The sequence below is a fragment of the Methylomicrobium album BG8 genome (assembly GCF_000214275.2).
In the GTDB taxonomy this organism is placed as follows: Bacteria; Pseudomonadota; Gammaproteobacteria; order Methylococcales; family Methylomonadaceae; genus Methylomicrobium; species Methylomicrobium agile.
The window spans coordinates 928,996-955,333 of sequence record NZ_CM001475.1; the positions used below are offsets into that span (position 1 = coordinate 928,996).

At 58.9% G+C, this 26,338-nt stretch carries 29 protein-coding genes and 1 tRNA gene; 9 read left to right on the top strand and 21 right to left on the bottom strand.

Annotation, left to right across the window (positions count from 1 at the left end):
- Positions 1-178: 178 nt before the first annotated feature.
- The 3 genes from METAL_RS04025 to METAL_RS04035 form a co-directional block, all read right to left on the bottom strand.
- A complete protein-coding gene (locus METAL_RS04025) occupies positions 179-1,273 on the bottom strand; it encodes a 5-(carboxyamino)imidazole ribonucleotide synthase (protein WP_005369892.1) in 1,095 nt (364 codons plus the stop codon).
- Complete coding sequence (gene purE / locus METAL_RS04030; RefSeq protein ID WP_005369894.1) at positions 1,270-1,779, bottom strand: 5-(carboxyamino)imidazole ribonucleotide mutase; 510 nt, start codon at positions 1,777-1,779, stop codon at positions 1,270-1,272. Before purE ends, METAL_RS04025 begins: the two co-directional genes overlap by 4 nt.
- Before the next feature lie 164 nt (positions 1,780-1,943).
- A tRNA-Arg gene (locus METAL_RS04035) sits at positions 1,944-2,021 on the bottom strand.
- Between the two features lie 233 nt (positions 2,022-2,254).
- Here METAL_RS04035 and METAL_RS04040 point away from each other — a divergent pair.
- Positions 2,255-4,303: a sensor domain-containing diguanylate cyclase gene (locus METAL_RS04040; RefSeq protein ID WP_005369896.1), complete on the top strand. Its 2,049-nt coding sequence runs from the start codon at positions 2,255-2,257 to the stop codon at positions 4,301-4,303.
- Between the two features lie 32 nt (positions 4,304-4,335).
- On the opposite strand, the gene METAL_RS04045 is transcribed toward METAL_RS04040, so the two are convergent.
- From METAL_RS04045 to METAL_RS19805, 4 genes are all read right to left on the bottom strand, one after another.
- The gene (locus tag METAL_RS04045) at positions 4,336-5,034 is read right to left on the bottom strand and encodes a (5-formylfuran-3-yl)methyl phosphate synthase (RefSeq protein ID WP_005369902.1); all 699 of its coding nucleotides are present in this window, start codon (positions 5,032-5,034) and stop codon (positions 4,336-4,338) included.
- Positions 5,031-5,600 (bottom strand): DUF447 domain-containing protein, encoded by a 570-nt coding sequence (locus METAL_RS04050; RefSeq protein ID WP_005369903.1) that lies wholly within the window; start codon positions 5,598-5,600, stop codon positions 5,031-5,033. Before METAL_RS04050 ends, METAL_RS04045 begins: the two co-directional genes overlap by 4 nt.
- A gap of 82 nt (positions 5,601-5,682) precedes the next feature.
- The gene (gene miaA / locus METAL_RS04055) at positions 5,683-6,627 is read right to left on the bottom strand and encodes a tRNA (adenosine(37)-N6)-dimethylallyltransferase MiaA (protein ID WP_005369905.1); all 945 of its coding nucleotides are present in this window, start codon (positions 6,625-6,627) and stop codon (positions 5,683-5,685) included.
- Positions 6,628-6,755: 128 nt separating this feature from the next.
- Positions 6,756-7,202 (bottom strand): hypothetical protein, encoded by a 447-nt coding sequence (locus tag METAL_RS19805; RefSeq protein ID WP_157203425.1) that lies wholly within the window; start codon positions 7,200-7,202, stop codon positions 6,756-6,758.
- Positions 7,203-7,494: 292 nt separating this feature from the next.
- On the opposite strand from METAL_RS19805, the gene METAL_RS04065 reads away from it, so the two are divergent.
- A complete protein-coding gene (locus METAL_RS04065; RefSeq protein WP_005369907.1) occupies positions 7,495-7,971 on the top strand; it encodes a PAS domain-containing protein in 477 nt (158 codons plus the stop codon).
- A gap of 12 nt (positions 7,972-7,983) precedes the next feature.
- On the top strand, positions 7,984-8,730 hold the full coding sequence (locus METAL_RS04070) for a phosphate/phosphite/phosphonate ABC transporter substrate-binding protein (RefSeq protein WP_005369909.1): 747 nt from the start codon (positions 7,984-7,986) through the stop codon (positions 8,728-8,730).
- A 61-nt stretch (positions 8,731-8,791) separates the two neighbouring features.
- On the opposite strand, the gene METAL_RS04075 is transcribed toward METAL_RS04070, so the two are convergent.
- From METAL_RS04075 to METAL_RS04100, 6 genes are all read right to left on the bottom strand, one after another.
- On the bottom strand, positions 8,792-9,193 hold the full coding sequence (locus METAL_RS04075) for a C40 family peptidase (protein WP_245549464.1): 402 nt from the start codon (positions 9,191-9,193) through the stop codon (positions 8,792-8,794).
- Between the two features lie 200 nt (positions 9,194-9,393).
- Positions 9,394-10,002, bottom strand: a complete 609-nt coding sequence (locus tag METAL_RS04080) for a hypothetical protein (protein ID WP_005369913.1) — start codon at positions 10,000-10,002, stop codon at positions 9,394-9,396.
- A gap of 81 nt (positions 10,003-10,083) precedes the next feature.
- Positions 10,084-10,554 (bottom strand): nucleoside deaminase, encoded by a 471-nt coding sequence (locus METAL_RS04085; protein ID WP_005369915.1) that lies wholly within the window; start codon positions 10,552-10,554, stop codon positions 10,084-10,086.
- Positions 10,551-11,615 (bottom strand): homoserine O-succinyltransferase MetA, encoded by a 1,065-nt coding sequence (gene metA / locus METAL_RS04090; RefSeq protein ID WP_005369917.1) that lies wholly within the window; start codon positions 11,613-11,615, stop codon positions 10,551-10,553. The genes METAL_RS04085 and metA overlap by 4 nt, the downstream gene beginning before the upstream one ends.
- 12 nt (positions 11,616-11,627) lie before the next feature.
- On the bottom strand, positions 11,628-12,473 hold the full coding sequence (locus tag METAL_RS04095) for a P-loop NTPase family protein (RefSeq protein WP_005369920.1): 846 nt from the start codon (positions 12,471-12,473) through the stop codon (positions 11,628-11,630).
- Positions 12,474-12,491: 18 nt separating this feature from the next.
- The gene (locus METAL_RS04100; protein WP_005369922.1) at positions 12,492-12,791 is read right to left on the bottom strand and encodes a DUF6763 family protein; all 300 of its coding nucleotides are present in this window, start codon (positions 12,789-12,791) and stop codon (positions 12,492-12,494) included.
- Between the two features lie 239 nt (positions 12,792-13,030).
- Between METAL_RS04100 and METAL_RS04105 the strand changes: the two genes are divergently transcribed.
- From METAL_RS04105 to METAL_RS04120, 4 genes are all read left to right on the top strand, one after another.
- The gene (locus METAL_RS04105; protein WP_005369924.1) at positions 13,031-14,503 is read left to right on the top strand and encodes a helicase HerA-like domain-containing protein; all 1,473 of its coding nucleotides are present in this window, start codon (positions 13,031-13,033) and stop codon (positions 14,501-14,503) included.
- Between the two features lie 111 nt (positions 14,504-14,614).
- A complete protein-coding gene (gene pip, locus METAL_RS04110) occupies positions 14,615-15,583 on the top strand; it encodes a prolyl aminopeptidase (protein ID WP_040578451.1) in 969 nt (322 codons plus the stop codon).
- Positions 15,584-15,594: 11 nt separating this feature from the next.
- A complete protein-coding gene (locus METAL_RS04115) occupies positions 15,595-16,167 on the top strand; it encodes a UbiX family flavin prenyltransferase (RefSeq protein WP_005369926.1) in 573 nt (190 codons plus the stop codon).
- A 282-nt stretch (positions 16,168-16,449) separates the two neighbouring features.
- A complete protein-coding gene (locus METAL_RS04120) occupies positions 16,450-17,010 on the top strand; it encodes a hypothetical protein (RefSeq protein ID WP_005369928.1) in 561 nt (186 codons plus the stop codon).
- Between the two features lie 653 nt (positions 17,011-17,663).
- Here the strand turns inward: METAL_RS04120 and METAL_RS04125 are convergent.
- The 8 genes from METAL_RS04125 to METAL_RS04155 all read right to left on the bottom strand — a co-directional run bounded on the left by METAL_RS04125 (position 17,664) and on the right by METAL_RS04155 (position 24,383).
- Positions 17,664-19,268 (bottom strand): tetratricopeptide repeat protein, encoded by a 1,605-nt coding sequence (locus METAL_RS04125; RefSeq protein WP_005369930.1) that lies wholly within the window; start codon positions 19,266-19,268, stop codon positions 17,664-17,666.
- Between the two features lie 27 nt (positions 19,269-19,295).
- Positions 19,296-20,423, bottom strand: a complete 1,128-nt coding sequence (gene pqqE, locus METAL_RS04130; RefSeq protein ID WP_005369931.1) for a pyrroloquinoline quinone biosynthesis protein PqqE — start codon at positions 20,421-20,423, stop codon at positions 19,296-19,298.
- Positions 20,401-20,673 carry a pyrroloquinoline quinone biosynthesis peptide chaperone PqqD gene (gene pqqD / locus METAL_RS04135; RefSeq protein ID WP_005369933.1) on the bottom strand — a complete coding sequence of 91 codons (273 nt, stop codon included), beginning with the start codon at positions 20,671-20,673 and terminating at the stop codon, positions 20,401-20,403. Before pqqD ends, pqqE begins: the two co-directional genes overlap by 23 nt.
- Positions 20,674-20,809: 136 nt before the next feature.
- Positions 20,810-21,490: a 4'-phosphopantetheinyl transferase family protein gene (locus METAL_RS04140; RefSeq protein ID WP_005369935.1), complete on the bottom strand. Its 681-nt coding sequence runs from the start codon at positions 21,488-21,490 to the stop codon at positions 20,810-20,812.
- Positions 21,491-21,521: 31 nt separating this feature from the next.
- Positions 21,522-23,192, bottom strand: coding sequence for a gamma-glutamyltransferase (gene ggt, locus METAL_RS04145; protein WP_040578284.1), 1,671 nt, complete (start codon positions 23,190-23,192; stop codon positions 21,522-21,524).
- A complete protein-coding gene (locus tag METAL_RS20460; RefSeq protein WP_005369938.1) occupies positions 23,185-23,346 on the bottom strand; it encodes a hypothetical protein in 162 nt (53 codons plus the stop codon). Before METAL_RS20460 ends, ggt begins: the two co-directional genes overlap by 8 nt.
- Positions 23,347-23,377: 31 nt before the next feature.
- Positions 23,378-23,719 (bottom strand): DUF2782 domain-containing protein, encoded by a 342-nt coding sequence (locus METAL_RS04150; protein WP_005369940.1) that lies wholly within the window; start codon positions 23,717-23,719, stop codon positions 23,378-23,380.
- Between the two features lie 88 nt (positions 23,720-23,807).
- Complete coding sequence (locus METAL_RS04155) at positions 23,808-24,383, bottom strand: DUF2058 domain-containing protein (protein WP_005369941.1); 576 nt, start codon at positions 24,381-24,383, stop codon at positions 23,808-23,810.
- Between the two features lie 152 nt (positions 24,384-24,535).
- Between METAL_RS04155 and msrB the strand changes: the two genes are divergently transcribed.
- Both msrB and METAL_RS04165 read left to right on the top strand, forming a co-directional pair.
- Positions 24,536-24,934, top strand: a complete 399-nt coding sequence (msrB, locus tag METAL_RS04160; protein ID WP_005369942.1) for a peptide-methionine (R)-S-oxide reductase MsrB — start codon at positions 24,536-24,538, stop codon at positions 24,932-24,934.
- Positions 24,931-26,238: a M18 family aminopeptidase gene (locus METAL_RS04165; protein ID WP_005369943.1), complete on the top strand. Its 1,308-nt coding sequence runs from the start codon at positions 24,931-24,933 to the stop codon at positions 26,236-26,238. The genes msrB and METAL_RS04165 overlap by 4 nt, the downstream gene beginning before the upstream one ends.
- Positions 26,239-26,338 lie beyond the last annotated feature (100 nt).

The following is a 26,338-nucleotide window of genomic DNA, read 5'->3' on the forward strand; positions in this document are numbered from 1 at the left end:
GTCGTGATAAGGTCTACCTTTGATGCCGCCGTGCATGGAGCGGCCGGGCGCTTTCCGGCAGGGTTCGCCGGAAGGGGCTCGGCTCGGCGGGAGCGAATGATTGTCATCGCACGGCTGTTTCCCGGCGCGCGCCGAGGCGCGTGGGGAGCAGGCCTGCGTTTATGCTTGAATCTGGAACTCAGGAATCGTCGACGCGTTCCGCCAAATCGCTCAGCTTTTTCAACTGCGCGGACAACTGCGCGCGCGATTCCGCCCGGATAGTCGCATGCGCGACCTTGCGGCCTTTGCGGGGCGCCTTGCCGTACAGATGCAGATGCGCATGTTCGACCGCCAGCGCTTCGGCCGTTGCCGGCAGGCCGCCGATGAAGTTGACCATGGCCGGATGCCCGACCGGCCGGGTGGAGCCCAGCGGCAGCGACAGAATCGCACGCAAGTGGTTTTCGAACTGGCTGGTTTCGGCGCCTTCGATGGTCCAATGGCCGGAGTTGTGCACGCGCGGCGCGAATTCGTTTGCGACCAGCCGGCCGCCGACCTGGAACAGCTCGAGCGCGAGCACGCCGGCATAATCCAGCCCTTCGAGCAGGCGCGTCACATAATCTTCCGCCTGCGCCTGCATCGGATCGGCTTCGCGGCATTCGGAAACGCGCAGGATGCCGCCTTTGTGCAGGTTTTCCGATAACGGATAAAAGGCGATCTCGCCTTGCGGGCTGCGCGCGGCGATGATCGAGACTTCGCGGTCGAACGGGACGAACGCTTCGACGATGGCCGGGACGCCCGTCATGGACTCCCAAGCCTTTGGCAGATCCTCGGGGGTTCTGACGAAAGCTTGGCCTTTGCCGTCGTAGCCCATCCGCCGGCTTTTGACGATCGCAGGCCAGCCGATCGTTTCCATTGCCCGGGACAATTCGTCCAGGCTCTCGATCGGCGCAAACTTCGGCGTCGGAATGCCGATCGAGTTGAAGTAGTTCTTTTCGACCAGCCGGTCCTGCGCGACCGCCAGCGCATTGGGCGACGGATGCACTTCGGTGTGGGTCGCCAGAAAATGCGCGACATCGGCCGGCACGTTTTCGAATTCGTAAGTCACCACATCGGACATTTCGGCCAGCCGGGCGAGCAGCGCCGGGTCGTCGTAATCGCCGTGCAGATGCGTGCCGAGCGTATTGGCGCAGGCATCTTTGGCCGGGTCGAGGAAAATGAAGTCGATGCCCAGGGGATAACCCGCCAGCGCGATCATGCGGGCCAATTGGCCCGCGCCGAGGATGCCGACTTTCATAGGAGGCTGCCTTCGCCAGTGCCGCGCGGATCCGAGCCGGCCAGGACCGATTCGGTCTGCTTCTGCCGATAGCCGTTCAACGCGGAACGGTAGGTGTTGTGCTTGTTTCCGACGATCGAAGCGGCGAGCAGGGCGGCGTTGATCGCGCCCGCCTTGCCGATCGCCAGCGTGCCGACCGGAATGCCGGCCGGCATTTGCACGATCGACAGCAAGGAATCCAGACCATTCAGGGTTTTCGACTGCACCGGGACGCCTAACACCGGAACCGCCGTTTTGGCGGCGGTCATGCCCGGCAGATGCGCCGCGCCGCCCGCGCCCGCGATGATCACTTCCAGGCCTTTGGTTTCGGCGGTTTCGGCATAATGGAACAGTTTGTCCGGCGTCCGATGCGCCGAGACGACCTCGACTTCGTGCGGAATGCCCAGTTCCTGCAGCGTTTCCGCGGCGAAGCGCATCGTTTCCCAGTCAGAGGTCGAGCCCATTATGATGCCAACCAGTGCTGTCATGTCGTACTCCTGAAGATAAAAAGCGGGATGCGGCCAGCGCTCCCGGTCCGGTCGATAAATGAAGCGGAAAATTATCGCATAAATACCGGGCGATGTAGCGTTTAAAGTGAAAAAGAACGGGAGGCCGGGAAGATGCGGAATCGGAGAATCCGCCTTGCAAGAAGTGGCGTCCCCGGGGTGATTCGAACACCCAGTCGCCTTCTTAGGAGGAAGGTGCATTATCCGGCTTATGCTACGGGGACATCGGCCCATTCTAACAAGACTGGCTCGCTCATAACAAGCCGACGACGGAGACTGGCTCTCAAGCTATGGAGAAAATGTGTATATTCTTACCGGCGAAATGGCCGGGTTACACGTTTGCCGGGAGCCGGCTTTAGGGAAGAGCGAGCCGAACTTGCCTGATTCGAAAACTTTGTAATGCATCTCGGAAAATATGATTGTGTCATGCAATACAATGAATGATAGAGACGGTGGGATGAAAGCTGAAAGCGGGCTGAGTATGATCGAAATGGACAATAAACTGGAACACATCAAGAAAGCAGCGCGAGCGATCCTCAAAAACGAATCGCTGAATCTGCAACTGGTGCCGGTGATCGCCGTCAAACTGGTCAATTTGACTTACGATCCGGATGTGCGCATCGAGGCGCTGGCGAAAATTATCGAAACCGACCCCGCCCTGGCCGTGAAAGTTTTGCAGACGATCAATTCCGCGGCTTTTTGTCTGCCCGCCAAGGTGACTTCGATCAGCCGTTCGGTGAATCTTTTGGGAGTGGATGAAGTTCGGCGGATCGCGTTGACCATGCTGTTGTTCAGCAAGATGATCCAGCGCAAATCCGGCCGGTTCGATTGTCTGTTCTTTTGGCAGCACTGCCTGTTCGTCGCCGAGCTGAGCCGGCGGATTGCCTCCACCCTGCGGCATCCCGACCCGGAAATGGTGTATGCGGCGGGGCTGCTGCACGATATCGGCAAGCTGGCCTTTGAAGTTCACGGCAAGCTGACTTACAGCCAGTTTATCGGTTCCCTGCATAACAGTTCCCACCCGCCGCTTGAAGAGGAAAAACATTTTTTCGGCATCACTCATGCCGAAATGGGGTTGGCGTTGTGCTTGGAATGGCAATTGCCAATGCCGATTACCGGCGTGGTTTCGCATCATCACGTATTGCCGGACCCCGGTTCGCCTTTTTATCCCTACCGGACCGAAATCGCGATCGTCGCTTTTGCCAACTATATCGCTTCGCTGCAGGGGATTTCCTCGACCCGCCATACCGGCCCGCCGCAATTGCCTCCTCAGGTATTCGAGTGGCTGCCGGTCGATGAGCTCGAATTGGACGGCCTGATGGAAGAAACCGACAAGGAAATGCGCGCCGCGCGCCAGTTTTACCGCATCGAATTTCCGGACGTCAACCGCCTCAGGGCCAAGCTTCTGCAGGCGAGCATCGCGATGAGCCGGAGTCATCACACTTCGGAGAAACCTGTTTCTCCGGCGGTCGTACGCAATATTTCGGCCAGTTTGACGGCGCCGCATCAAAGTCTGGAACCGGCGGATTTCGTGCCCTGGACACTGGAATCGATCAGGCATGATTTCGATTTCGACCGCGTGCTTCTGTTCAGAATCGATCCGCAGCGCCGTAGTCTGGTCGTTTCCCATGCTTGTCCGGAAGCTGGCGAAACGGGACTGGAAATCGACATCGGCCGCGTATCGGGCAAATTGCTGCATTGTTTTCGCGAGAAGACGGCGGTGCTGATCCCTGCGGCGCTCGAACCGGAAAATCCGCTGGTCGGGCAGTTCGGTGCGGCGGAGTTCATCGCGGTGCCGGTACTCAGCCACTGCCGGCTCGCCGGGATCATTTACGCGGATTACGGGCTCAGCCGTAAACCGATAAACGCCCGGGTTCTCGAGGAGATCGTCGCGGTTGCCGCTCAATTGGGCGTCGCGCTGGCCAATGCCAGGCATTACGAAATACAGAAGCATCAGGCGCAACTGGACCCCCTGACCCGGATTTACAACCGAGGTATGCTCGAGTTCTCGTTGAACCGGATTTGCCGCCGCCCTGCCGGGGAACTGCAAAACGTGGCGCTGGGTTTTGTCGATATCGACCGGTTCAAGCTGTTCAATGACCGGTGCGGGCATCAAAAAGGCGATGAAATCATCCGGCTGGTCGCCGATATGCTGAAGCGCCTGACCCGGCCTGGCGATTTGGTCGGCCGTTTCGGCGGTGAGGAATTTTTGTTCGTGCTGACCGATACCGACGAAAACGATGTGCGCGCTTATGCCGAGCGCATTCGTTCGGAAATCGAGCGCCGCGGGAAAACCCTGAAGCCGAGGTTTCGGCAACTGGAACTGACGGTGAGCATCGGCGTGGTGCTGTATCGGCCGAACTTCGGGAGTTATCACGAATTGATCGACGCTGCCGATCGGGCGATGTACCGCGCGAAAATGGCCGGCCGCAACCGTGTCGTTTTATTCGACGATCTTCCGGCCGGCGATGGGGCGCCGGCCAGTTCGCCGAAACAGGAGGCATGAGAGAGACTTTCCGCTTCGCTGCCGGTAGACATTCAGGTGGTTTCCAGCGCGGTGCCGTTTTGGATAGCTTGTTTGATCAGTGCGGCCGCCTTGCCGTCCAGCTCGGCGGTTCTATGGTGCCGAACGCATAAGGCGCCTCTGAAACCCAGGTAATTCGGCCTGTAGCGCAGCAGCGCTGGAATATCCTTCAAGCGCAGCGAGCCGGCGAGTCCGCAGAGCAGATGGCGGGCCCTGGCTGCCTCGACGAAGCGTTCGATTTCGGCGGGCGTCAGGATCTCGGGCAGCGAGCCCCGGCTTTTATCCATCGTATCCAGCATCACGCCCACGAAGCCGGCCTGCTGCAAGGTGGGGATAAAAGCCGGATCGGGCGATGCGTCGCCGAACAACACTGCGATCAAGGCATGCCCGCGTTCTGTCAGCACCGTCAGGCGGTGGGCGACGCCGGACCAGTCTCCGCCCGGAAAGAAACCGATCTTCACGTAATCGACCCCGGTCGCCGCCATTGCCTGCGCCGTGTCGAAAATTAAGTCCGGCTGCATCGGCAGGTCGCCGACCGTGGCGCTGACCGGGATTTTGCCCGCGCACCAGGCGCGAATCCGGGCGACTTCTTCCGGGGGCAGCGCGCCGAGTGCGCCGGCGGCCGGCTGTTTCAGGTCGATAATGTCGGCGCCCGCCCGATAGGCGAGTTGCGCCTCCGCGAGGCTGTTGACGCTGGCCAGCATTCGGGTCATAAACGTGGCTCTCCTTTTGCCTTGAACGATTCGATGTGCACCATCAGCCAGTTCCAGGCTTCCAATTCCCGGGGGCCGGCGGTTTTTTCGATGCCTATCCGCAGATAGCCGATCTCCCGCTCGATCCGTTCGAGCGGCAGCCTGCTCAGGCGGCTGACCAGGATGGCCGCTTCGAGCACCGAATACTGGGCGCGGTTGAAACCCCTGAATGGCGCATGGTTGACTTCGGTTACCGGGCGGCAGAAAAATTTCGGGCGGAGCGGATCTTCTTCGACCCGCACGACTTCGACCTCGGTGTGCGCAAGCGCCGAGGCCAGCACGTGGCCGGCAATCTTTTCGGCCGGTTTGAGCGGCCAGTCGCGCCGCCCGGTCAGGCAGCCCGCAAAGATGCGCACGTCGTCGCAGTAATTGATCACGGCCGTTTTGGTGGCGGCCAGATTGTCGAGCGTTGCGGAGGGATGAAAAGGCAATATCGCCAGTTCTTCGCCTTGCGTGTGAATGCCCATCGGCGCGATATGCGGCTTTCCTGCGCGGTTTCGGGTTGTGACAATCGTTTCCAGAATCATGAATCAATAAATCGATGCAAAGGGGACCCATCCTAGAGCAAGATCGGGTCCGAGTCATTAAAAATACCGAGCAGAATGCCGGTTACTCGAGCCGGCGGCGAATGTCGGCGAGTGCCTGCCGCGGCAGGCCCGGCCGGCCGGTCGGGTAGCGCAAGGCGTCCGTTTCCCGGCGCAGCCAGGTAAACTGGCGTTTGGCCAGCTGCCGGGTTGCGATAATGCCTTTTTCGGTCATCGTTTCCCGGTCGTATTCGCCGGCGAGATAGGCCCAGACTTGCCGGTAGCCCACTGCACGGATCGACGGCATTTTCTCGCTCAGATCGCCGCGCCGGTATAACGCTTCCACTTCCTCGATCAGGCCGGCTTTGAGCATTTGCCGGAAGCGTGCGGCGATCAGATCGTGCAGCGCGGCGCGCTGTTCCGGCGCGATGATCAGCTTGATCAGGCGGTAGGGCATGGTTTCCGCCGGCGTTTTATCGAAAAACGAAGACAACGGCATGCCGCTAACTTCGAAAACTTCCAGGGCGCGCTGGATGCGCTGCGGGTCATTCGGGTGAATTCGGGCGGCGGCTTCGGGATCGATTTCCCGGAGCCGTTGATGCAGGGCGCCTGATCCGAGCCGGGCGAGGTCTTTATCGAGGCGGGCCCGAATGGCCGGGTCGGCCTTCGGCAGCGCGGCCAGCCCTTGCGTCAAGGCGTTAAAATACAGCATCGTGCCGCCGACTAGGATCGGCAGTTTCCCGCGCCCGGTCATTTCTTGCATCAGTTTCAGCGCCTGCGCCCTGAACTGTCCGGTCGAAAACGCTTCGGCCGGGTCGAGGATGTCGATCAGATGGTGCGGAATGCCGCGGCGTTCCTCTAGGGTCGGTTTGGCGGTGCCGATGTCCATGCCCCGGTATACCAGTACCGAATCGACGCTGATGATTTCACCGCCGAGCGCGGCGGCCAGCTCGACGGCCAGCGCGGATTTTCCCGACGCGGTAGGCCCCATCAACAAAACGGCGGGAGGCAGGGAGGAACGGTCGGGCATGCGTGACGGGAAATCAGAAACAGGAAGACGGCAGGGCAGTGGTAAGGCTCCGCGTGGCGAAGACTTATCGCAGCGGCTGTGCGGAAGCTATGCGAATCGGGTTTGTTGTGAAGCCAACAGTGCGGGCATCAGTAGTGCTGCAGGTATTGGTAAGGAACCGATCTGTCTCCCAGCGGCCTGGCAAAGGTATAAGCGGCCGGCGTATTGACTAGAATGTCGAACGCTTGCGGGAACGCATCGTGCGGTCTCGGGATTGACGCCAGCGCGGTCAGTGGCGACATGCCCACGAACAAGCCCATGCCGGCCAGGGTTACCGCCAGACCGATCGGCCTGTAAATCAGGACGTCCAGCAGCGTAAAGGCCGGGTCCGCCTTGAACGGGCGCAGCCTGTAGGCCGGCATTTGCGGAGGCGGGTAGCCGGACGGCGGCGGAGCATAATACGGAGCCGCAGCGGGGGCTGTGGGCCGGTACGCGGCGGGCGGCGGATTGTTTTGCTGCGCCGTAACCTCCTCGGCGCGCAGGGGCAAGCTGGCCGCTACCGATAGCGCGATAATGGCGCCATGAACAAGCTTCATCATGTTATAAACCCTGTTTTGCAATGAATTTCCGAAGGTAGTGGAGTTCGCTGCCGGTGTCAAGCCGGTTCCGCACGGTTTGAAAAAAATTGCTTCGCGTCAGCCAAATTTTTATCGGCTGCTATACTTGCGTATCAATAACCCTATGAACGATAGAGTTTATAGCGGGTCCTATTCGTTTTGTTCGAACCCGGCAGGCTGCGCCGGATGCCGGCCCGATAGGCAGCGGGTACAGAGAGCCGGCGGTTTTTTCGTCATTTTATCAAATGGAGGTCGTGGTTGGGAGACTATTATGATCAATGATATGAATCCGCGGGACATTGTCGGCGAATTCCGGGAAACCGTACTGAATCTGTACGGCGGCATGCAGCGTAAAGTGTTTTATACCGGGATCGAAACCCCTTATCCGGACGGCAAACTGATCGTATCGACAACCGATCCGACCGGCATCATCACCCATGTGAACCAGGCATTTATCGATATGTCCGGCTATACCGAGGCAGAACTGATCGGGGCGCCGCATTCGATACTGCGGCATCCCGACATGCCTTCCGCCGCCTTTAAAGATTTGTGGGATACGGTCGAAAGAGGTGAAAAATGGCAGGGTTTCGTCAAAAACCTGCGCAAGGACGGCGGCTATTACTGGGTTAAGGCGACCGTGGTTCCGAATATCCGCAAAGGCGTGGTCGTCGGTTATACGTCCGTGCGCCGGAAGCCTTCCCGCACGAAGGTGGAAGAATGCATCGCGCTTTATCCGACACTTTTTTGATCAGGAAATCCTATGTCGTTTCTGTTTACCGTCAGTCCTGATTTTACGCCCGACCACTTGTCCGGCTGGTATATTTTCAACACGTGGCTGCAAAAGCAAACCGGCGTCGCGATCCATCTGGAGATGTACAACGGTTTCAACGCCCAACGCGAGGCGATCAGCCAGGACAAGGTCAACCTGATTTATGCGAATCCTTACGACGCGGCAATGCTGGTCAGAGAGAAAGGTTTTCTGCCGCTGGCCAAGCCGGTAGGCGAATCCGACGAGGCGATCATTGCGGTTTCCGCGAGCAATCCGGTCAGTGACGCGGCGGAGTTGACGCCGGGTATCCGGCTGGCGTTTACCGACGATCCGGATGTCAAGATGATGGGAATGATCATGCTCGAACCGGGCGATCTGGATGTGGGCAATATGCAAAGCATGCCGTGCGACGCCTATGTCCAGGTCGCCAAGCATTTGCTACGGGGCGAGGCCGATGTCGGGATCTTCCTGGCCGAGGCTTACGACGGCCTCTCCGAGATGATCAAGAAACAGTTGAAAATCCTGGTGCGCAGCCAGATCAGCGTGATCCATCACTCGTTGATGATCGGCCCCGGGCTTTTGGACAAGCGCGAACAGTTTCAGCAATGCCTGCTCGGCATGACCGGAGACGAAAAAGGGCGGGGCGTGCTGGAAAGCCTCGGTTTCAGGGCCTGGGAAAAGGTCGATGACGAAGAAATGGAGTTCATGATCGACCTGATGGATACGCTCACCCTCTGAGCGCTTGAGAGGTTCTCCGGAGGATTTTTCCCGAGGACCGGCAGCCTTCCGGCCGGGAGGCTCAATGCGCACCGGCAGCCGGCCGGCGGATGCCGGTGAAATGTTTGCGCCAGTAGGGATTGTTCAGGCTCGAAACCAGCACCTTTCCGGTTCGGCGGCTGGCGGCGTGCACGAACCGGTCGCCGCTGACGAACAGGCCGACGTGCGAAAACGCGCCGCCGTCGGTGTTGAAGAAGACCAGGTCGCCCGAGCGCAAGTCATCGGCGCGGGGCAGGGCTCCGGCCATCTCTCCGGCCGTGCGCGGCAACAGGATGCCGTGCCGCTGATAGACATGGCGCACGAAGCCGCTGCAATCGAAGCCCTCACCCGGTGATGCCGCACCGTAGCGGTAGGGCGCTCCGACCAGGCTCAGCGCATAGCGGGTAACCGGCGGAAGATGCGCCTGCGCAGCCGGTGAGGGCATCGGGGCGGGGGGCATCTTCGGCGCGCTCGAGCAGGCGGCCAGCAAGGCGAAAACTGCCGCGAGCGCCGGCTGGGGAGGGAGGGCGATTGGAAGGAAGTCAGTCTGATGTTTCACCGTACCCGCTCGTATTTTTATGCACTTTAAAAATAGACCCGTTGATTAAAATGACGCATAAATACTCCCAAAGGTACGTGGCGTGATTAAATCGTTCGATCCCGCTGCGGCGGTTCGGGCGAAACGGACTTTTCCAAACGGCGGCGAAAGTCTTCCAGTTGCTGCAGCAAGCCGTCGCTGAAGCCTTCCAGCTGCTCTTCAAGTTCCGGAAGATGCTGTTGCAGGTTCCTGTTGATCGCCTCGCCGATTCCCTGCAGGCTTTTGAAAATCTCTCCGAACGGCAGATGAAGAAAGTTGTTCATCGTCTGCAGGTACTCGACTTTCCATTGATCGTCTTCTTCGGCCAGTACGGTATCGAAAGCGACCGTCCTGTGATCGGGTGGTTTCAGCGTCAGGACGGTCGCCACCCTGGCGTTGTCACCGTCGACCTTGACGGCCCCGGTTCGAACGGATGCCTGTTCCAGTTCGGGTTGCTGGGTGACCAGGTATTGAGAAACCTGAGTCGTGTAAGTTCTGGCGATTTCGGGATTGCCTTGCGCCATCGCTTCCCAGAACGCCTGGGCTACTTTTTCCGGCGGTGGGCCGCTCTGGCAGCCGTTCAATAGGAACAACAAACCGAACAAGCCCGCGAAGCGGGCCGGATTTTCTTTTAGAGGATAAAGAAAGATCCGCGGCGATAGGGTTGTCGTAATCATTCGAAACCTCCAGGTAATAGCGGTAACCCCCGACAAGGTTTTATGCGCAAGAGGCGGAATCGAACGAAAAATGCCTCCAGGTCAGTAACGCACCTTGTCGCCTTTCTGCGTCCAGGCAGCGAACGGCCGCAACGCATCCGGCAGGTCGAGACGCAGCATCGCGATCCTTCGCTCGGCGGGCGGAACGGCCAACTCGTCATAGATGAAGCTGTCGTCGAACTCCGCGGCCGCCGCATCGTGTCGGTCGCAGGCGAAGTAAACCTTGTGCAGCCTGGACCAGTAAATTGCGCCGAGGCACATCGGGCAGGGCTCGCAGCTGGTATAAAGGATGCAGTCGGTCAGCTGAAAATCCTGCAGTTTCCGGCAGGCAAGCCGAATCGCCATGATTTCGGCGTGCGCGGTCGGATCGAGGCGGCGGGTGACCCGGTTGCCGCTACGCGCGATGATCTCGCCCCGCTTCACGATCAGCGCGCCGTAAGGGCCTCCCTGTCCCGATTCGACATTCTCTACCGCCAGATCGATCGCCTGCTGTAAAAATTTTTGATGCGTCATAGACCCAGCGGATTGTCCGGATCGATCCCGTCCATGAACGGCAGCCGGCGATCCTGATTGGTCAGCTGATATACCTTGCCGAGCCAGTTGTCGAATACCGCTCTGGCCGTATCGCGCCAGGTGTTGTCGATCGTGCCAAGCACCTGGTTTTCCGGAAACTCGTCAAGAGGAGAGCCCGCTTGCCGTGCGGCGATCACATGCTCCCGATAGTCGGTGAAGACGCGCTGCGCTTCCGGAGTGAAATAATTGACCGGAAACGGCGGATAGCCGTCGGTTTCGGCGCGGTAGTAACGCAGGACCTCGCGCTTGTATTCCTTCAGCAGGCTGATATCGTCGTACTCGGGATGGCCCTGGAAGAACACGACCCGGAATCCGTCCGGGCTGACCGCCAGATGCACGCCCGCATCCGGACTGACTGCGAGCACCTTAAGTCCCTTTGCCTCCATGTCCTTCCGAAAAATTTCATTGAAACGCGAATGCGGCACGTCGAAGCGGGTGTTGATCTCGGCGACCAAAGGATGCGAACGATTGACCAGTCGATGCGAGAAAACGCCCCAGCGCTTGTCCGGCAGCCGGGTGCGCTCGATGCCGTAACAGAACTCGATCAAGGCATGCGTCGCCAGGCACGAACACAGCACCGAAGTGACGTTTTCCTTGGCCCAGGTAAACACCTCGGTCAACGGTTGCCAGAAGTTTTCCTCGGGCAGGTGCGGATGGGTCACGTTCGCGCCGCTGATGATCAGCGCGTCCAGGCCGTCCTCCTTGATTTTTTCGAACGGCTCGTAATAGCGGGCGATATGCGCCTGCGCCGCTTCGCCTCGCGGCAGGCCGTCGATCGTAAACGGATGGACGTGGAACTGCGCGATCTGGTTGCAGGCGCCGACCAGCCGGAAGAATTGCCGTTCGGTAGCCTCCAGCGCGGCATCCGGCATGATGTTCAGCAGGCCGATGTGCATCTCGCGGATGTCCTGTCGGCTGGCGCGGTCGACTTCCAGGATTTCTTCGCCTTCCTCCCTGAGTCGGGCGAACGTCGGTAAATCGGTATGGGCGACTAAGGGCATCGTCCGAATCCCTCACTGCCGAGCCGCGATCGCGGCGGCGACGAGCCGGATAAAATCGTCTTCGTTCCGCACCTTGGCCGCATCGTGCGCATTGACCGTATAGCCGTACCGGTCGGCGATCGCCCGGTAGCGCGGGAGGCGGGACCGGTACAATTCCGGAAATACCCAGGTCACGAATTCGTCGGGCGGCATCGCCTCGGTCGACGGATAGTTTTTCAGCGCCATGAACTCGGCGAGTTTCTCGTCGAGAAAGGCTTCCCGGTAATAGAGCGGCTTCGGGTCGGTCTTGGAGCGCCGGATGATCGTCTGTTCGAGATCCTTGGGGATTTCGATATAGACGATCAGCGTATGCTTGGCCAGCGTTTCGAGCACTTCGGGGCGGTCGAGCTCGCAAACGCTGCCGCCGGCGTCGTTGATGAAATGCTTGTAGCCGTAGATATCCTCGGCCTTGCGGATGAAGTCCGGCACATCGTTCATCGCGCAGATTTCGGCCTGATGATGCAGCTTCTGCCGGCGCTTGAATTCTTCGAGGGGAAGCCCGTGGAGTTGGGGATTGCCCAGTTTGCCGAGGAAACTCGATACCGGGGCGAGATTCTCGACGGTGATGTTGTTGCTGATCCGGATCGAGTCGGAGAGCAGCAGGTCGCGCAGGAAAGGCACATGCATCGCCTGGCGCTTGATGTTGTCCATGATCGGTTCTTCGAGATAACGGGTGCCGATCCGGTAATCGCCCGAATAATGAAACCATTTGGCTTTGGGCAGTTTGTTGGCGAGGGTGGTCTTACCGGCGCCGGACATCGCCAGCAAGGTAATCCGCTTCGTTTCCCAGTCCAGGAATTCCTGGGGGTCCATTTTCATAAAGTTTTATTTCCCGCTTCAGTCCAAATAATCCTCGAAATCGATGTCATCGGGGTTGCGCCGATGTTCGTCCAGGTCGGTATAGCCCAGATCGTCGTCTTCGAGGTCGTCGAAAGGGGCGCTCCAGTCTTCCGGTTCTTCAATATAGTCGAAGGTCGAATTATACCAGCTCTCATGGTCGTATTCGCCGATGTCGCCGTCGAGATACTGGACCTCGATCGAATCTTCGCCTTCCTCGATATTGATGACCTTGAAAGTCAGATTGTTTTCCAAATCTTTGTACCAGTTTCCGACGATGGGATCTGCCACGGTTGCCATGCGAGTTACCTCCGATAAATTGAGTTTGTGCTGTATCTGAATGAAAAACGGCAGGATTTCAATCGCGCTCCTGACCGACAGCGCAATCATCGTTCCGTTGATGACGATATGGATGCGTCCTGCCCGGCTTCAGTTCAACCGGGCCGACAGTTTTCGCCAGCTGTAGAGGAAGTGTTGCTTTCTTGCAAGGTGGGGCTGTGCTAGGATGCGCACACTTACGACTCTTCAGCGGGTTTCACATGCAGAAATTATTTATCGGTGGGCAGAACGGCGTCAAGGTATTCTTGAATGCCGCGATGGGTAATCGCCACGGGCTGATTTCCGGCGCGACCGGAACCGGCAAGACCGTGACCCTACAGGTTCTGGCCGAAGGGTTTTCAAGGATCGGCGTGCCGGTGTTTCTGGCCGACATCAAGGGCGACCTGTCCGGCATTGCGCTGCCCGGCCAGGCCGGCGAGCGGATCGGCGAACGCGTCAAACAGGTCGGCCTGGAAGATTTCCAGCCACGCGGCAATCCGGCGGTGTTCTGGGACGTGTTCGGCAAGACCGGCCATCCGGTCCGTACGACCATCGCCGAGATCGGCCCGCTGTTGCTCGGCAATCTGCTGGAACTGAACGACACGCAAAGCGGCGTCTTGTACAGCGCCTTCAAAATCGCCGACGACAACGGGATGCTGCTGCTCGATCTGAAAGACTTGCGCGCGCTTTTGATCTGGATGGGCGAGCATGCGAAGGCATTGCAGGCCGAATACGGCATGATCGCTTCCGCGAGCCTGGGGACGATTCAGCGGCAGCTCCTGGTGCTGGAACAGCAGGGCGCCGAGCATTTCTTCGGTGAGCCGGCGCTGGATCTCGAAGACATCATGAAAACCGACTTTTCCGGCAACGGTGTGATCAGCCTGCTCGATGCCACCGAACTGACCAGCAAGTCGCCGCGCCTGTACGCGACCTTTCTACTCTGGCTGTTGGGCGAACTGTACGAGAATCTGCCCGAAGCCGGCGATGCCGACCGGCCGAAGCTGGCGCTGTTCTTCGACGAGGCGCACCTGATGTTCGATCAGGCGCCGAAAGCGCTGGTCGACAAGATCGAGCAGATCGTCCGGCTGATCCGTTCGAAAGGTGTGGGGATTTATTTTATCAGCCAGAATCCGCTCGATATCCCGGAGGAAATTCTCGGCCAGCTGGGACTCAAAATCCAGCATGCGCTCAGGGCGTTTACGCCGAAAGACCAGGCGGCCCTCAAAAGCGTCGCGGGCACTTTCCGCACCAATCCCTCCCTCGATACCCAAACCGCGATACTGGAACTGAAAAAAGGCGAGGCGCTGGTGTCGGTGCTCGATACGGACGGCGCTCCGACGCCGGTCGAACGGGTATTGATCCGTCCTCCCGAATCGCAGATCGGGCCTGTGGCCGAGGAACAACGCCAGGAAATGCTGAACCGCTCGCCCTTCAAGGGGCGCTATGAACAGGCCGTCGACCGCGAGTCCGCTTACGAAATGCTCAAACAGAAAGCGCAAGTGGCCAGCGCGGAAGATTTGCGGGACATTTCCGACCGGATCGGCGGCAAACGTTCCGCTCCCGCGCGTCAGCCGCGCAGTCGCGAAACTGCGACCGAAGCACTGCTCAAAAGCGCCGCGAGAAGCATCGGCAGCCAGGTCGGACGACAGATCGTGCGCGGCGTGTTGGGCTCTTTGCTGGGCGGGCGGCGCTGACTCAAGCCGAAGTAGGGTACGCTGCGCGTACCATTATTGATGGTCGTTTCAATATTGAAAAAAGGTACGCGCAGCGTACCCTACGCAAAAAGGCATTCGCTCAGTTACTGCATGAAAACACTGTATTCAGAGATCAATCCCAACCGTACTTTTTATCTTGAAACCGGCAGTGCGCATTCGGTTTACGTCGAGGAAAGCGGCAATCCGAGCGGTATTCCGGTGATTTTCCTGCACGGCGGTCCGTGCTCCGGCACCAGGCCGGACCATCGGCGCTTCTTCGATCCCGAGCGTTACCGGATCATCCTGTTCGACCAGCGCGGCTGTGGCCAGTCGAAGCCGTTCGGTGAAATCGGCAACAACACCACGCAGGATCTGATCGATGACATGGAGCGGATTCGCGCCTATTTGCGCATCGACCGATGGCTGTTGTTCGGCGGTTCGTGGGGCGCCGCGCTGGCGCTGCTGTATGCCCAGCAGCATCCGGAGCGCGTGCTCGGAATGATTCTGCGCGGCGTCTTTCTGGCCCGGCAGACGGATATGGACTGGTTTCTGAAAAACGGCGCGGGGAAAATCTATCCCGAACAATGGCAGCGCCTCTATGAAAGCGTTCCTTCGCGCGACCGCATCAATCTGCTGCAGGGGCTCTGCCATGCGATTACGGGCGAGGATGAAGTTGCCCGGCGCCGGGTCGCGCGCGAGTGGTCGGCCTGGAGCGCGCAGGTGGCGCTCGGCAATGCGTTTCAGGCGGATGAAAGCGGCCATGTGACCGAACAGATGGTGCTGCAGGCGGCGATGGAACTGCATTATGCCGAGCACGGCTATTTTATCGAGGAAAACCGGATTCTGGACCATTGCGATCAACTGCGGGATATTCCGGCCGTGATCATTCACGGGCGCAACGATCTGGTTTGCCCGATCGAAGCCGCGTTCAGCCTGCACCGGGCATTGCCGGAGGCGGAGATGACCGTACTGCCCAACGCCGGTCATATCGCTCAAAGCGACGAGATGATCGACGCCTTGTTGTCCGCTACCGACCGGTTCGCGGAGCGGCTCGCGGCCGGTGCGGCGACCGGAACATGAAGGAAGCCCGGATGCCGAAAAAACGCTTGATCATCGCGATGACCGGCGCGACCGGCGCGGTTTACGGGGTCAGGATGCTGGAGCACCTCAAGCCGCAGCCGGAATGGGAAACGCATCTGGTCGTCTCGGATGCGGGGGTCGTGAACCTGAAGCACGAGATGGGCATGAAGCGCGCCGATTTGAGCCGGCTGGCCGATGTGACGCACGGAATCGGCGACATTGCCGCGACCATTGCCAGCGGCGGCTTCAAGACCGAGGGAATGATCATCGCGCCGTGCTCGATGAAGACGCTGGCGGCGGTCGCGCACGGCTTCGGCGACAACCTGATCTCGCGCTCGGCCGACGTGGTGCTGAAAGAGCGGCGGCGCCTGGTAATCATGCCCCGCGAAACGCCGCTGAACCTGATGCATATTCGAAACATGGCGACGGTCACCGAAATGGGCGGCATCATCTTTCCGCCGATGCCCGCTTTTTACAGCAAATCGGACTCGTTGGCGGAAATGGTAAATGAGACGGTTGGGCGGGTGCTCGATATGTTTGGGGTGAATGTCGATGGCCTGTACACGCCCTGGGACGGGTTGTAGATACGCTGTGCGTTTACTAAACCCCGCGTTTTTTAAGTCTTGGCGCCAGAATTTGGGCTGGCCACTTATAGGCGACTGACCAGAAACAGTTTTTGATCGATCTTGCATAATTTTTAGGATATGCTAAATTTCTGCACATGAATGATTTAACTAGGATTTTAGTTTTAGAGAACTTTTTAGGCAACCCTTTGACGCAATGTTTTTCGTCATTTAGGATGGCTAATTGTAGTTAGCCATCGACACAGACCATCTTTCAGCATTCACCTTATTTACAGAAGATACATGAATAAAATCGCACTTACTCACTCTGCCGACATATATCAAAAGGCCACGCCGGTTCTTCATATTCAAGGAATTGGCGGAAAGCGTTGGAAAAGAAATGTAGCCAAGGGCGGTAGAATCGGACCCTGGCTTCAAGCTGAATATAGCATCCTTAATACAAAGGTTTGGGAAGCCCGGATTCCATGTCTATATTTGGTTGGCGGAGCTGATGGTAAAATCAGATATGTCGGAATTTCTAGAAACAGAATGAAAGACCGCTGGCGTGTTTCACCGGCATACGACGCAGAGACCATGATTCGCCTTCCCGAGAACCAGCTTTTTCACAGCCAATGCTGGAAACAAATCGAACGCGAAACAGAAGTAAATCGAAACGCAACATTCGAAGTACGCTGCATAAATGCCGACCAATTGTTGCCACTACTCGAACGCATGGGGCCTCCGCTTTCTGCATTTACTGCGCTACGCGGTGACGGCGAAGGCATTGTCGCCGGCGTTGAGCGCTGGCTATGCAACAACAAAAGTGGTGAGCTAGTTTCATGGAACATTGCAATGACGGCGTAGCAATGGCTAACATTGCGCTCAACCGGAGCGCGGTTATAATGCGGTTTTGTTTTTCAGCTTCCCGTGGCCGCGCCCGGTTAGCTTTACGTTAGGCGTGGGGAGCTAAATGTCATCGGAAGCTATCTTCGGAGTTATTATTGCTGGCGTCATTGTCTTGTCCTTTGTGAGCAAGCTCCTACCAAAGCGTCAACCCAAGGAGAAAAGCTTTAAGTGCGCACGTTGCGGTGTAGTTTCACGTCATACCGAACGCACCATCGAGGCATGGCGTAACAACAAAACCAAATTTTTCTGCCCAGCGTGCCATGCCAAGTGGCTTCAATCTAGGCCGCCTCAGCCGGGTAGGTCGGGCAACAGCTTTATCGTTGCCCGACGTCAGGTGGCAATCTTGCTTCGCTATGGCGATAATCTGGAGCCGCTACCCAATTGAAAGCCTACTTTATTCAACCGTGAGCATAAATCTTCACTGTTGTGAAACGTTATGTCGGGGTTATCGCACATGATATAGGGGCATAGAAAATATGGAAAATATTCGAGCAAACTTATAATCGGGCTCGTTCGCGGCGATGGTTAACGGGACGGGCGGGTGCTGGACCTTTGGCGTAAAGATCGGAGGCTTGTATGCGCCTTGGGAGGGATTGTACGCTACGCGTACCTTACATGTCGGAGGGTTTTATATCGAACGCGACGCAGACCCGTTCCTGATCCGACTGAAACGGAACCGTTCGGTGGAACAGGGAAGAGGGGAACAGCACCAGATCGCCGACCTGCTGGTCGACGATCCGGCTCGGAAAATGGTCGTGCAGTCTCGGATAATCGTCGCCGTCGGTGCTGTATTCGAAGCTGCCTTCGTGGCCCTGCTGTTTGTCCGGCAGCTTCAGGTAGACGCAGCCGCTGATCCAGCCTTCCTCATGGATGTGCGAAGTTAGGTAGCCGCCCTGGTTCATCCTGAGGTACCAGGAACTGGCGAATTCGATCCGGCGCGGAAACGCCCGGATGATTTCCTCACTGTTCGCGGCGAAGTGCTGCCGGTATTCCGTCACCTTTTGCCGAAGCAGCGCGGCCAGTTTCCGGAACGAGGGTTCGGAGCGCAGTAACAAGTTCCCGGCCGACTGCATCCCGTAATAGAGCCTTCCCTGTTTCCGTTCGGCGATCGCCAGATGCCGGATGTCTTCCAGGAGTTCCTGCAGCAGCGGGCTTTCGGGGGCGGCCAGTGCTTCGATCCGGGTATGCAGCACATAGTCCATCGGCTGCTTGCAGAAGTTATAGCTGTTCGGCGCTTCGAAATTGGCCGCGTAGTGGGACGCCAGCGTACCGAGCAATACCGAACGGTGCGGGGCCGTGGCCGTCAGCTCGTCGAAGCGCTGTTTGAAGTATTCGAACTGGCCGGTTTTGTACAGGCATTGCAGTGACCGCTCCTTGCTGTCCGCAAAATCGGAGGCATCGAAATGGGAAATTGCCTCGTTCAGGCGTCCGGCAAGGCAGAGCGTCTCGCCGAGATTGTAGCGGGCGCGGCCGTGCTCCGGCTGTGCCGCCAGCGCCCGCTCATAGCAGCGCACCGCTTCTTCCATCTCGCCGCGGTCGCGCAGGGTTTCGCCGAGCGAATTCCAGGCATCGGCGAATTGCGGGTCCAGATTCACCGCTTCCCCGAATTCTTCGATCGCTTCCTGATGACGTCCCAGTCCGTACAGCACGGTTCCGAGGTTGAAACGGCCTTGCGCATCGGCATGAATCGCCAGAGCCTGGCGGTAGCATTGCTTGGCTTCTTCCAGTTTTCCCTGCTGCTGGAGTACGGTGCCGAGATTGCCATGCGCTTCGAAAAAGCGAGGTTCCAGATCGGCGGCCTTCCGGTAGTGCTGTGCCGCTTCCTTCGGAAATCCCTGGCCTTGCAGCAGCGCTCCGAGATTGAAATGGGCGGACGGCAATGCCGGTTTCAGTTGCAGCGCCTTGCGGTAGCTGGCGACCGCGGCTTTCGGATCGTTCAATTGCGTTTGCAGCACGCCCAGATTGAAATGAATTTCGGCGATACCGGGATCGATCGCCACCAGCTTCCGGAAACTGGCCGCCGCTTCTTTCAATTTTCCCTGCCGTTGCTGGCAAAGACCGATCACGTTGTACAGCACCGGCGCTTTCGGATACGCCGCGAGCAGCGATTGCGCCATCAATTCGGCCTGCTGCAGGCGGCCGCTTTGGTAAAGTTGATGCAGCGACTGCAGTTCGGCGGGTTGGGGCTGTTTTTGAGGCTTCGGTTGGGATTTCACGGGAATCTGCTTTAACGTTGCGGACGGTTAGGCCAACTGACGCGAATTTTTGCTGTTCCGGAAGATCAACGGTTTTTCGTCGGTCGCCAAAGCGCTGTTTCTCGCCGAGGCAATCGCCTCGTCGACCAGGTGGTGATCCGGCGATTTGCTGCACACCGGATCGGCCGCGTACATGTCGCCGGACAACAGATACGCCTGGCAGCGGCAGCCGCCGTGGTCTTTGTGTTTTTCGTCGCAGCTTCGGCACGGCTCCTTCATCCAGGCGTCGCCGCGGAAGAAATTGAACGCTTTCGATTCGTTCCAGATCTGCTCGATGCTGTAGTCTCTCACGTTCGGACAGTCGAGGCCGGGCAGCACGCGCGCCTCGTGGCAGGGCAGCGCCATTCCGTCCGGCGCGATCGTCAAAAAGGTGGTGCCCCAGCCGTTCATGCAGGCTTTCGGGCGGTCTTCGTAATAATCGGGCACCACATAGTAGATCTTCATCTTGCCCGCGACTTTTTCCTTGAACGCCTGCGCGATCGCCTCGGCCTGTTCGAACTGTTCCTTGGTCGGCATCAGCAAGTCGCGGTTCACGTGCGCCCAGCCGTAGTATTGCGTATTCGCGAGTTCCAGATAATCGGCGCCGAGTTCTTCGGCCATTGCCAGGATTTCGGGCATCTGGTGGATGTTCTCGCGGTGGATCACCACGCACAATACCATCGGATAGCCGTGCTTCTTGACCAGATGCGCGACCTTCTTCTTATGCTCGAAAGAGGCGGTGCCGGCGATATGGTCGTTCAGTTCCTGGGTGCTGGCCTGGATGCTGACCTGGATATGATCGAGTCCGGCTTCCTTCAATTGGACGATCTTCTCTTCGGTCATCCCGTAACCGGAGGTGATCAGGTTCGAATAATAGCCGAGCCCGCGCGCATGCCGGACCAGTTCGGCCAAGTCCTTGCGGGTCAGCGGTTCGCCGCCGGAAAAACCGAGTTGCACCGCGCCCATTTTGCGGGCTTCGGACAGCACCCGCTTCCAGTCCTCGGTACCCAGCTCGGAAGGGTACTTGCTGTAGTCGACCGGATTCGAGCAGTACGGGCATTGCAGCGGGCAGGCGTAGGTCAGTTCCGCCAGCAGCCAGCGCGGCGGGGTGGGTTTAAGGTTGTTGGATCCAGCCATTGTTGAGCGCGATGTCGAGGAAAGCGGTAATGTCGTTAGTCAGACCGGAGGTGGCGAACTTCTGTTCCAGTTCGCTGACGATCTGACCGAGGTTGTGCGCGCCGTCGCACAGCTTCAGGATTTCGGCCGAGCTCAGATTCAGTTCGACCATGCCTTCGGGATACAGAATGACGAATTTTTGTTGGGCTTCTTCCCATTGCAGGCGGTGTAGGGGAGAAAATTTGAGTGTCAGGTCCGGATTGATCGTCATGTCGTATTCAGTCAGCCAGTACGGTGGTTGGGAGGCAATGAAAAAAGTTTTTTATGAAAGGGATACTCTTGCCGAAGACGGGAAGCATACTTGCCGGTACGGAAATGTCAAATGATTCGACTAGCCCTGACCGAATTTAAAGCGTCCGGACAGTCATCGCCGCAATCGGTCCGTCTACGGCGACTGCGCCGAGAACACCGTCGCCGATGTCGAGATCGTGAAGCGACCAGTCGCCGGAAGCTCCGCACGAGGCGGGTATATGCAGCATTCCCGTGGGGTGGGCGGGATTGATCACGCAATGCTGCAATCCCAAGCTGATGCCTTGGCCGACGGCTTTCACGAAAGCTTCCTTGCGGGTCCAGAAATAATAAAAGGCAGCCAATCGCTCCGTCTCGGGCAGGGACTGCCAATAGGCCATTTCTTCGGCGCCGAAGCATTTAGCGGCCAAGGCGGACAGATTGGTTCTGGGCTTGCAGGTCTCGATATCGATGCCGAGCCTGCAGCGTCGGACGACCGCGATAGCAAGCCGGTCGGCCGTATGCGACAGGTTGAAGGCGACGTCGGGAAAATCGGCCAGAAAGGGCTTGCCGTGCGCATTGCGGGAAAAGCGGAGTTGCGTCGGCGCGGCGTTGACCGTTTCGCTCAGCAGGAGCCGCAGCCGGGCATGGGTCTCGGCATAATAATCCTGTCTTTGCGGGATTCTGATCCGTTGCGCGCGGACTCTCTCCTCGCGGTCGAGAAGACTCCGGTAAAAAGGGAGATCGGCAGGGGAGGCGGCGAGCCGGCCGAGCCAGATGTCCAGGGAATGTTTACTCATGAGCGGTAGACGGCCGGATGGGGATGGATCATCAAGGCCCCACGAGCGCCAGCCCTTCGCCGCGCGGATCGCTGCCGGCGCTCAACGCGCGCGTTTTTTTGTTCCAGAGCGCCGCCTGCATGTCGCCGTAACGTTCGGTCAGAGCCGTGAGTCGATGCCCTTTCGCCGCGAGGGCATCGAGCTCGGCGCGGCTCAGCGCATCGGGTTCGAACTGGATGGCGTCCGGCAGGTATTGGTGGTGAAAGCGCGGCAGGCTCACCCACGAATCGGGATCGTGGCCTTCCGCATAGTCGAGCGCCGCGAGCAGCACCATCGAAATGATCCGGCTGCCGCCGGGCGTGCCCAGCACCGCGACTCCGCGTTCGTTTTCGAGGAAAGTCGGCGTCATGCTCGACAGCATTCGCTTGCCGGGTTGAATCGCGTTCGCCGCGCCGCCGATCAGGCCGAAGGCGTTGCCGGTGCCTGGGCCGCTGGCAAAATCGTCCATCTCGTCGTTCAGCAGCACGCCGGTTCCTGCCGCGACGAAGCCGGAACCGAAAGGCAGGTTGATGCTCAAAGTCGCCGCGACGCGGTTGCCGTCCCGGTCGATGATCGAAAAATGGGTCGTGTTCGCGGCTTCGGCGTTTTGCTCGGGTTCGCCGGTCAGCATCGCGCTCGGCAGCGCCTTGTCGAAGCGGATCGTGCTGCGCAGTCCCGCCGCGTAATCGGCATCCAGCAAGCGCTCGACCGGAAGGTGGACGTAATCGGGATCGCCGAGGTACAAGGCGCGGTCGTGATAGGCCCGGCGCATCGCCTCGACGATCAGATGCGTGCGGGCCGTTTCGTCCGCCTTTTGCAGATCGTAACCCGACAGCACATTCAGGGCTTCGATCAGCACGATGCCGCCCGACGAGGACGGCGCGGCGCTGGTGATCTTGATGCTGCGGTATTCGCCTTTGACCGGCCGGCGCTCGACGATCCGGTAGGAAGCGAGGTCCGTTTCGGTCCAGATGCCGCCGGTGGCTCTGACGCTATCGACGAGTTTTTCGGCCACTTTCCCGCGATAAAACCCGTCCCGGCCCGATCGGGCGATCCGTTTGAGCGTTTCGGCCAGATCCGGCTGGCGCAGAATCGAGAAAGGCTCGGGCAATTTGCCTTTGGGCAGGAAGATGCGGGAAGCGGCCGGGAAGCGGCGGATCACCGGCTGCCGGGATGCGAGCAGTTTATGGAATTTATGGCCGACGGCGAAGCCGTTCTCGGCATGGCGGATCGCCGGCGCGAGCGAAACCGCCAGCGGCAGGCGGCCGTAACGTTCCGCCAAATGCGCCAGCCCGGCCGGCAGGCCGGGTATCGCGGCGGCCAGCGCGCCGTCGGTCGAGACGTTCGGACGGTTCCGAAACATGTCCTGATGGGCCGCATACGGCGCTTTTTCACGGCCGTCGATCATCGTTTCGAAGCCGTCGCTTGCGCGGTGCAGCAGCCAGTAACCGCCGCCGCCCAGCCCCGAGCTGGAAGGCTCGACCACCGCGAGCGCCGCACTGACCGCGACGGCCGCATCGAACACGTTTCCGCCTTTGGCGAGGATTTCGAAACCGGCGCGGGTCGCCAAAGGGTGCGCGCTGGCGATGGCAGCTTGTGGTTCGGAAGAAGGATTCGCACGCAGCGGCGCCGCAACGCACAGCAGGCAGGCGTAAAGGCAGGCCCGACGCTTCGGTTTAAGCATCCGGTTCGTCATACAGTTCGATCACCATGCGTTTGAACCATGCCGGACGGAACAGCACGACATAGATGCCGATCACGCTGGTGACCGGCATCGGGCCGATGCCGAGTACGGTCAGCAGGATTAGCACGGTCAACAGCTTGATTCTCAGGTTCATCGACGATCGCTTATCCACCGATACGAAGGCGTTAATCCCACTCCAGAATCTTCCACATGTTGATCTGGCTGCCCCGGTCGCCGTCATTGCCCTGTACGTCCATCTGTCCGTCGCCGTCCGAATCGATGAAGTAATAGGGCGGGCCGATGTCCGGAATCACTTTGATCATATAGAGCCGGCCGCCTTGACGGTATTCCTGGATCGTGTTCTTGCCTTTACGGATGATCGTGATGTCGGGTTCCAGCGTTTCGCCGCTTTGCACCGGCATTGGCGGTTCGGGGACTTCTTGAGGGATTTCTTCGAGCTTGGGTGGGCGTTCGTCAACCGCATAAGCCGGCAAAGCAAGACACCATAACAGAAAGAATCGGCGCATGACGGTTGTTTCCAAAGTCAGAAATCGGGTTATCTTAATCGGTCGAACGAATCGGCCGCAAATAAATCGCGGCTTGAACCACCGGGCGTTACCACACCAGATCATCGGGAATCTGGTATTGGGCATAAGGATCGTCGCAGTTTTCGACCGGCGCGGCGGAAGCATCGTTCCACACGATCACGCAGGCCGGGTCGCGCTCGCGGATTTTTCCGGCAATCTCGACCGGCACCACTTCGTAGCGTTTGCGCAGTCTGACGATGGCCAATTTGCCGCCGGTGATCTGTTCGCGCATCGCTTTCGGCACGAACAGTTTTTTGACCTTGTTTCGGTCGGTAAAATGATAAGCCTGGCTGTCGTCGTATTCCTCGATCGCAGTTTCGTCGATCGCGATACGGTTGTTTTCGATCAATTGCCGGATTTGCGCGGCAAGCTGTTTTTTCTCTTCCTGCTCCTGTCTGAGCCGGTTCAGTTCCTTGTCGCGTTCGGCCTGTTCGGCCAGCGCTTGCTGCGCCAGCCGTTTGGCTTCATCGACAGCCTGCAGGTTATTATGGCGCTGCTGCTGAACCTGTTTATGCTTATCGGACTTGGCGGTCCTGGCCTGGGCGGTCGTGACAAGGCCCGCCTTCAATAATTGTTCCTGCAACGATAATTTTTTTTGACTCATATCCAACATTCCGGTGACATCATTGGGATGTCATTATAGAAGCGTCCCGAGTCATGTCAAAAAGGGATGTTTTACGAACCGGGCAGGCCGGTTTTGCGATGCCGCCGCGGGCGGGTACAATGAATCGGTAGTCAAGGTACGAGGGATACTTCATGAACGACAATTCGAATCATAGCGACGAACAATGGCGCGACAAACTGACGCCCGAGCAGTTCGCGATCTGCCGCCAGAAGGCGACCGAAGCGCCGTTTACCGGCAAATACACGGACTGCGAGACGCCGGGAATTTACCGCTGCGTCTGCTGCGGCAATCCGTTGTTCGATTCCGAGACCAAATACCATTCGGGTTCGGGTTGGCCGAGTTTCTGGGACGTGATGACCGCAAACAGCGTCGCGGAACATTCGGACAGCAGTCACGGCATGCGCCGGGTCGAGGTCGTCTGCAAAGCCTGCGGCGCGCATCTGGGTCATCTGTTTCCGGACGGCCCGCAGCCGACCGGCCTGCGCTACTGCATCAATTCGGCGGCGCTGGATTTGCAGGAAAAATCATGACCGCCAGGCAACACGCCCAGCAGTTGCTGGACTTCATCGACAACAGCCCGAGCCCGTGGCATGCGGCCGCCTTGATCGAAACGGCGGCCAAGGCGTTTCTGTTCGAAAGGCTCGATGAAACCGCGAAGTGGCAACTGCAGCCGGGCGGCCGCTATTACGTGGTGCGCGACGACTCCTCGATCGTGCTGTTCGCGCTCGGCCGGAAAGCGCCGGCCGAAGCGGGCTTCAGCATCGTCGGCGCGCATACCGATTCGCCCGGCCTTCGGCTCAGGCCGAATCCGGCGACCGCCAGTGACGGACTGGTCCGGCTCGGGGTCGAGATTTACGGCGGGCCGATCCTTGCGACTTTCACCGACCGCGACCTGAGCCTGGCTGGTCGGATCAGCTATGTCGACGACCGCGAACGGATCGAACACACGCTGGTACGATTCGAGCGCTCGTTGCTGCGTTTGCCGAATCTGGCGATCCATATGAACCGGGGCGTCAACGAAGACGGCCTGAAGCTGCACAAGCAGAACGAGTTGCCTTTATTGCTCGCGCAACTGGCCGGCGAGCAGCTGCCGCAGCCTTATTTTCTGGCGCTGCTGGAGCAGGGCGCCGGCATCGGCGCGGCGCAGGTTTTGTCCTGGGACTTGGCCGTTTACGATACGCAGAAGGGCGCGTTCTGGGGCGCCAATCAGGAGTTTATCGCGAACGGCCAGCTCGACAATCTGGCCTCTTGCCATGCTGCGCTGCAGGCGCTGCTGGACGAGAATATTCTGAGCCAGACCGACAGCACCTTGGTCTGCGCGTTCTTCGACCACGAAGAAATCGGCAGCGAGAGCCCGATCGGCGCGGCCGGCAGTTTCCTGACCGATATGCTGCAGCGGATCAATCTCGCCGTCTCGCCGGATGCCGAAGATGCGGCTCGTGCGCTGGCCCGAAGCTTTTTGATCAGCGCCGACATGGCGCACGCCTATCAGCCCAATTTCGCGTCGGCTTACGATCCGGACCATAAGGTTCTCGTGAACAAGGGGCCGGTGATCAAATTCAACGCGAATCGCCGCTACAGTTCCGAAAGCGTTTCGGCCGTGCGTTTCATCCACTGGTGCGAGGAAGCCGGCGTACCTTACCAGCGCTATTCGCACCGCAGCGATCTGCCCTGCGGCAGCACGATCGGACCGATCGCCTCGTCAAAGCTGGGCATCCGCGCGGTCGACGTCGGCTGCCCGCTCTGGGCGATGCACAGCATCCGCGAGAGCGTCGGCGTGCTGGATCATGAGTATATGATTCGGGTATTGAAGCGTTTCTTTAAAGGCGATTGAATCGACGGGGCGGTCCGTAATTGAACCGGCTTTCTCGTGTGGTGGATAAGCGAAGTGCGTCCACCACACGAATGCCGGAGGCGCTGATTTGACTTTCCAC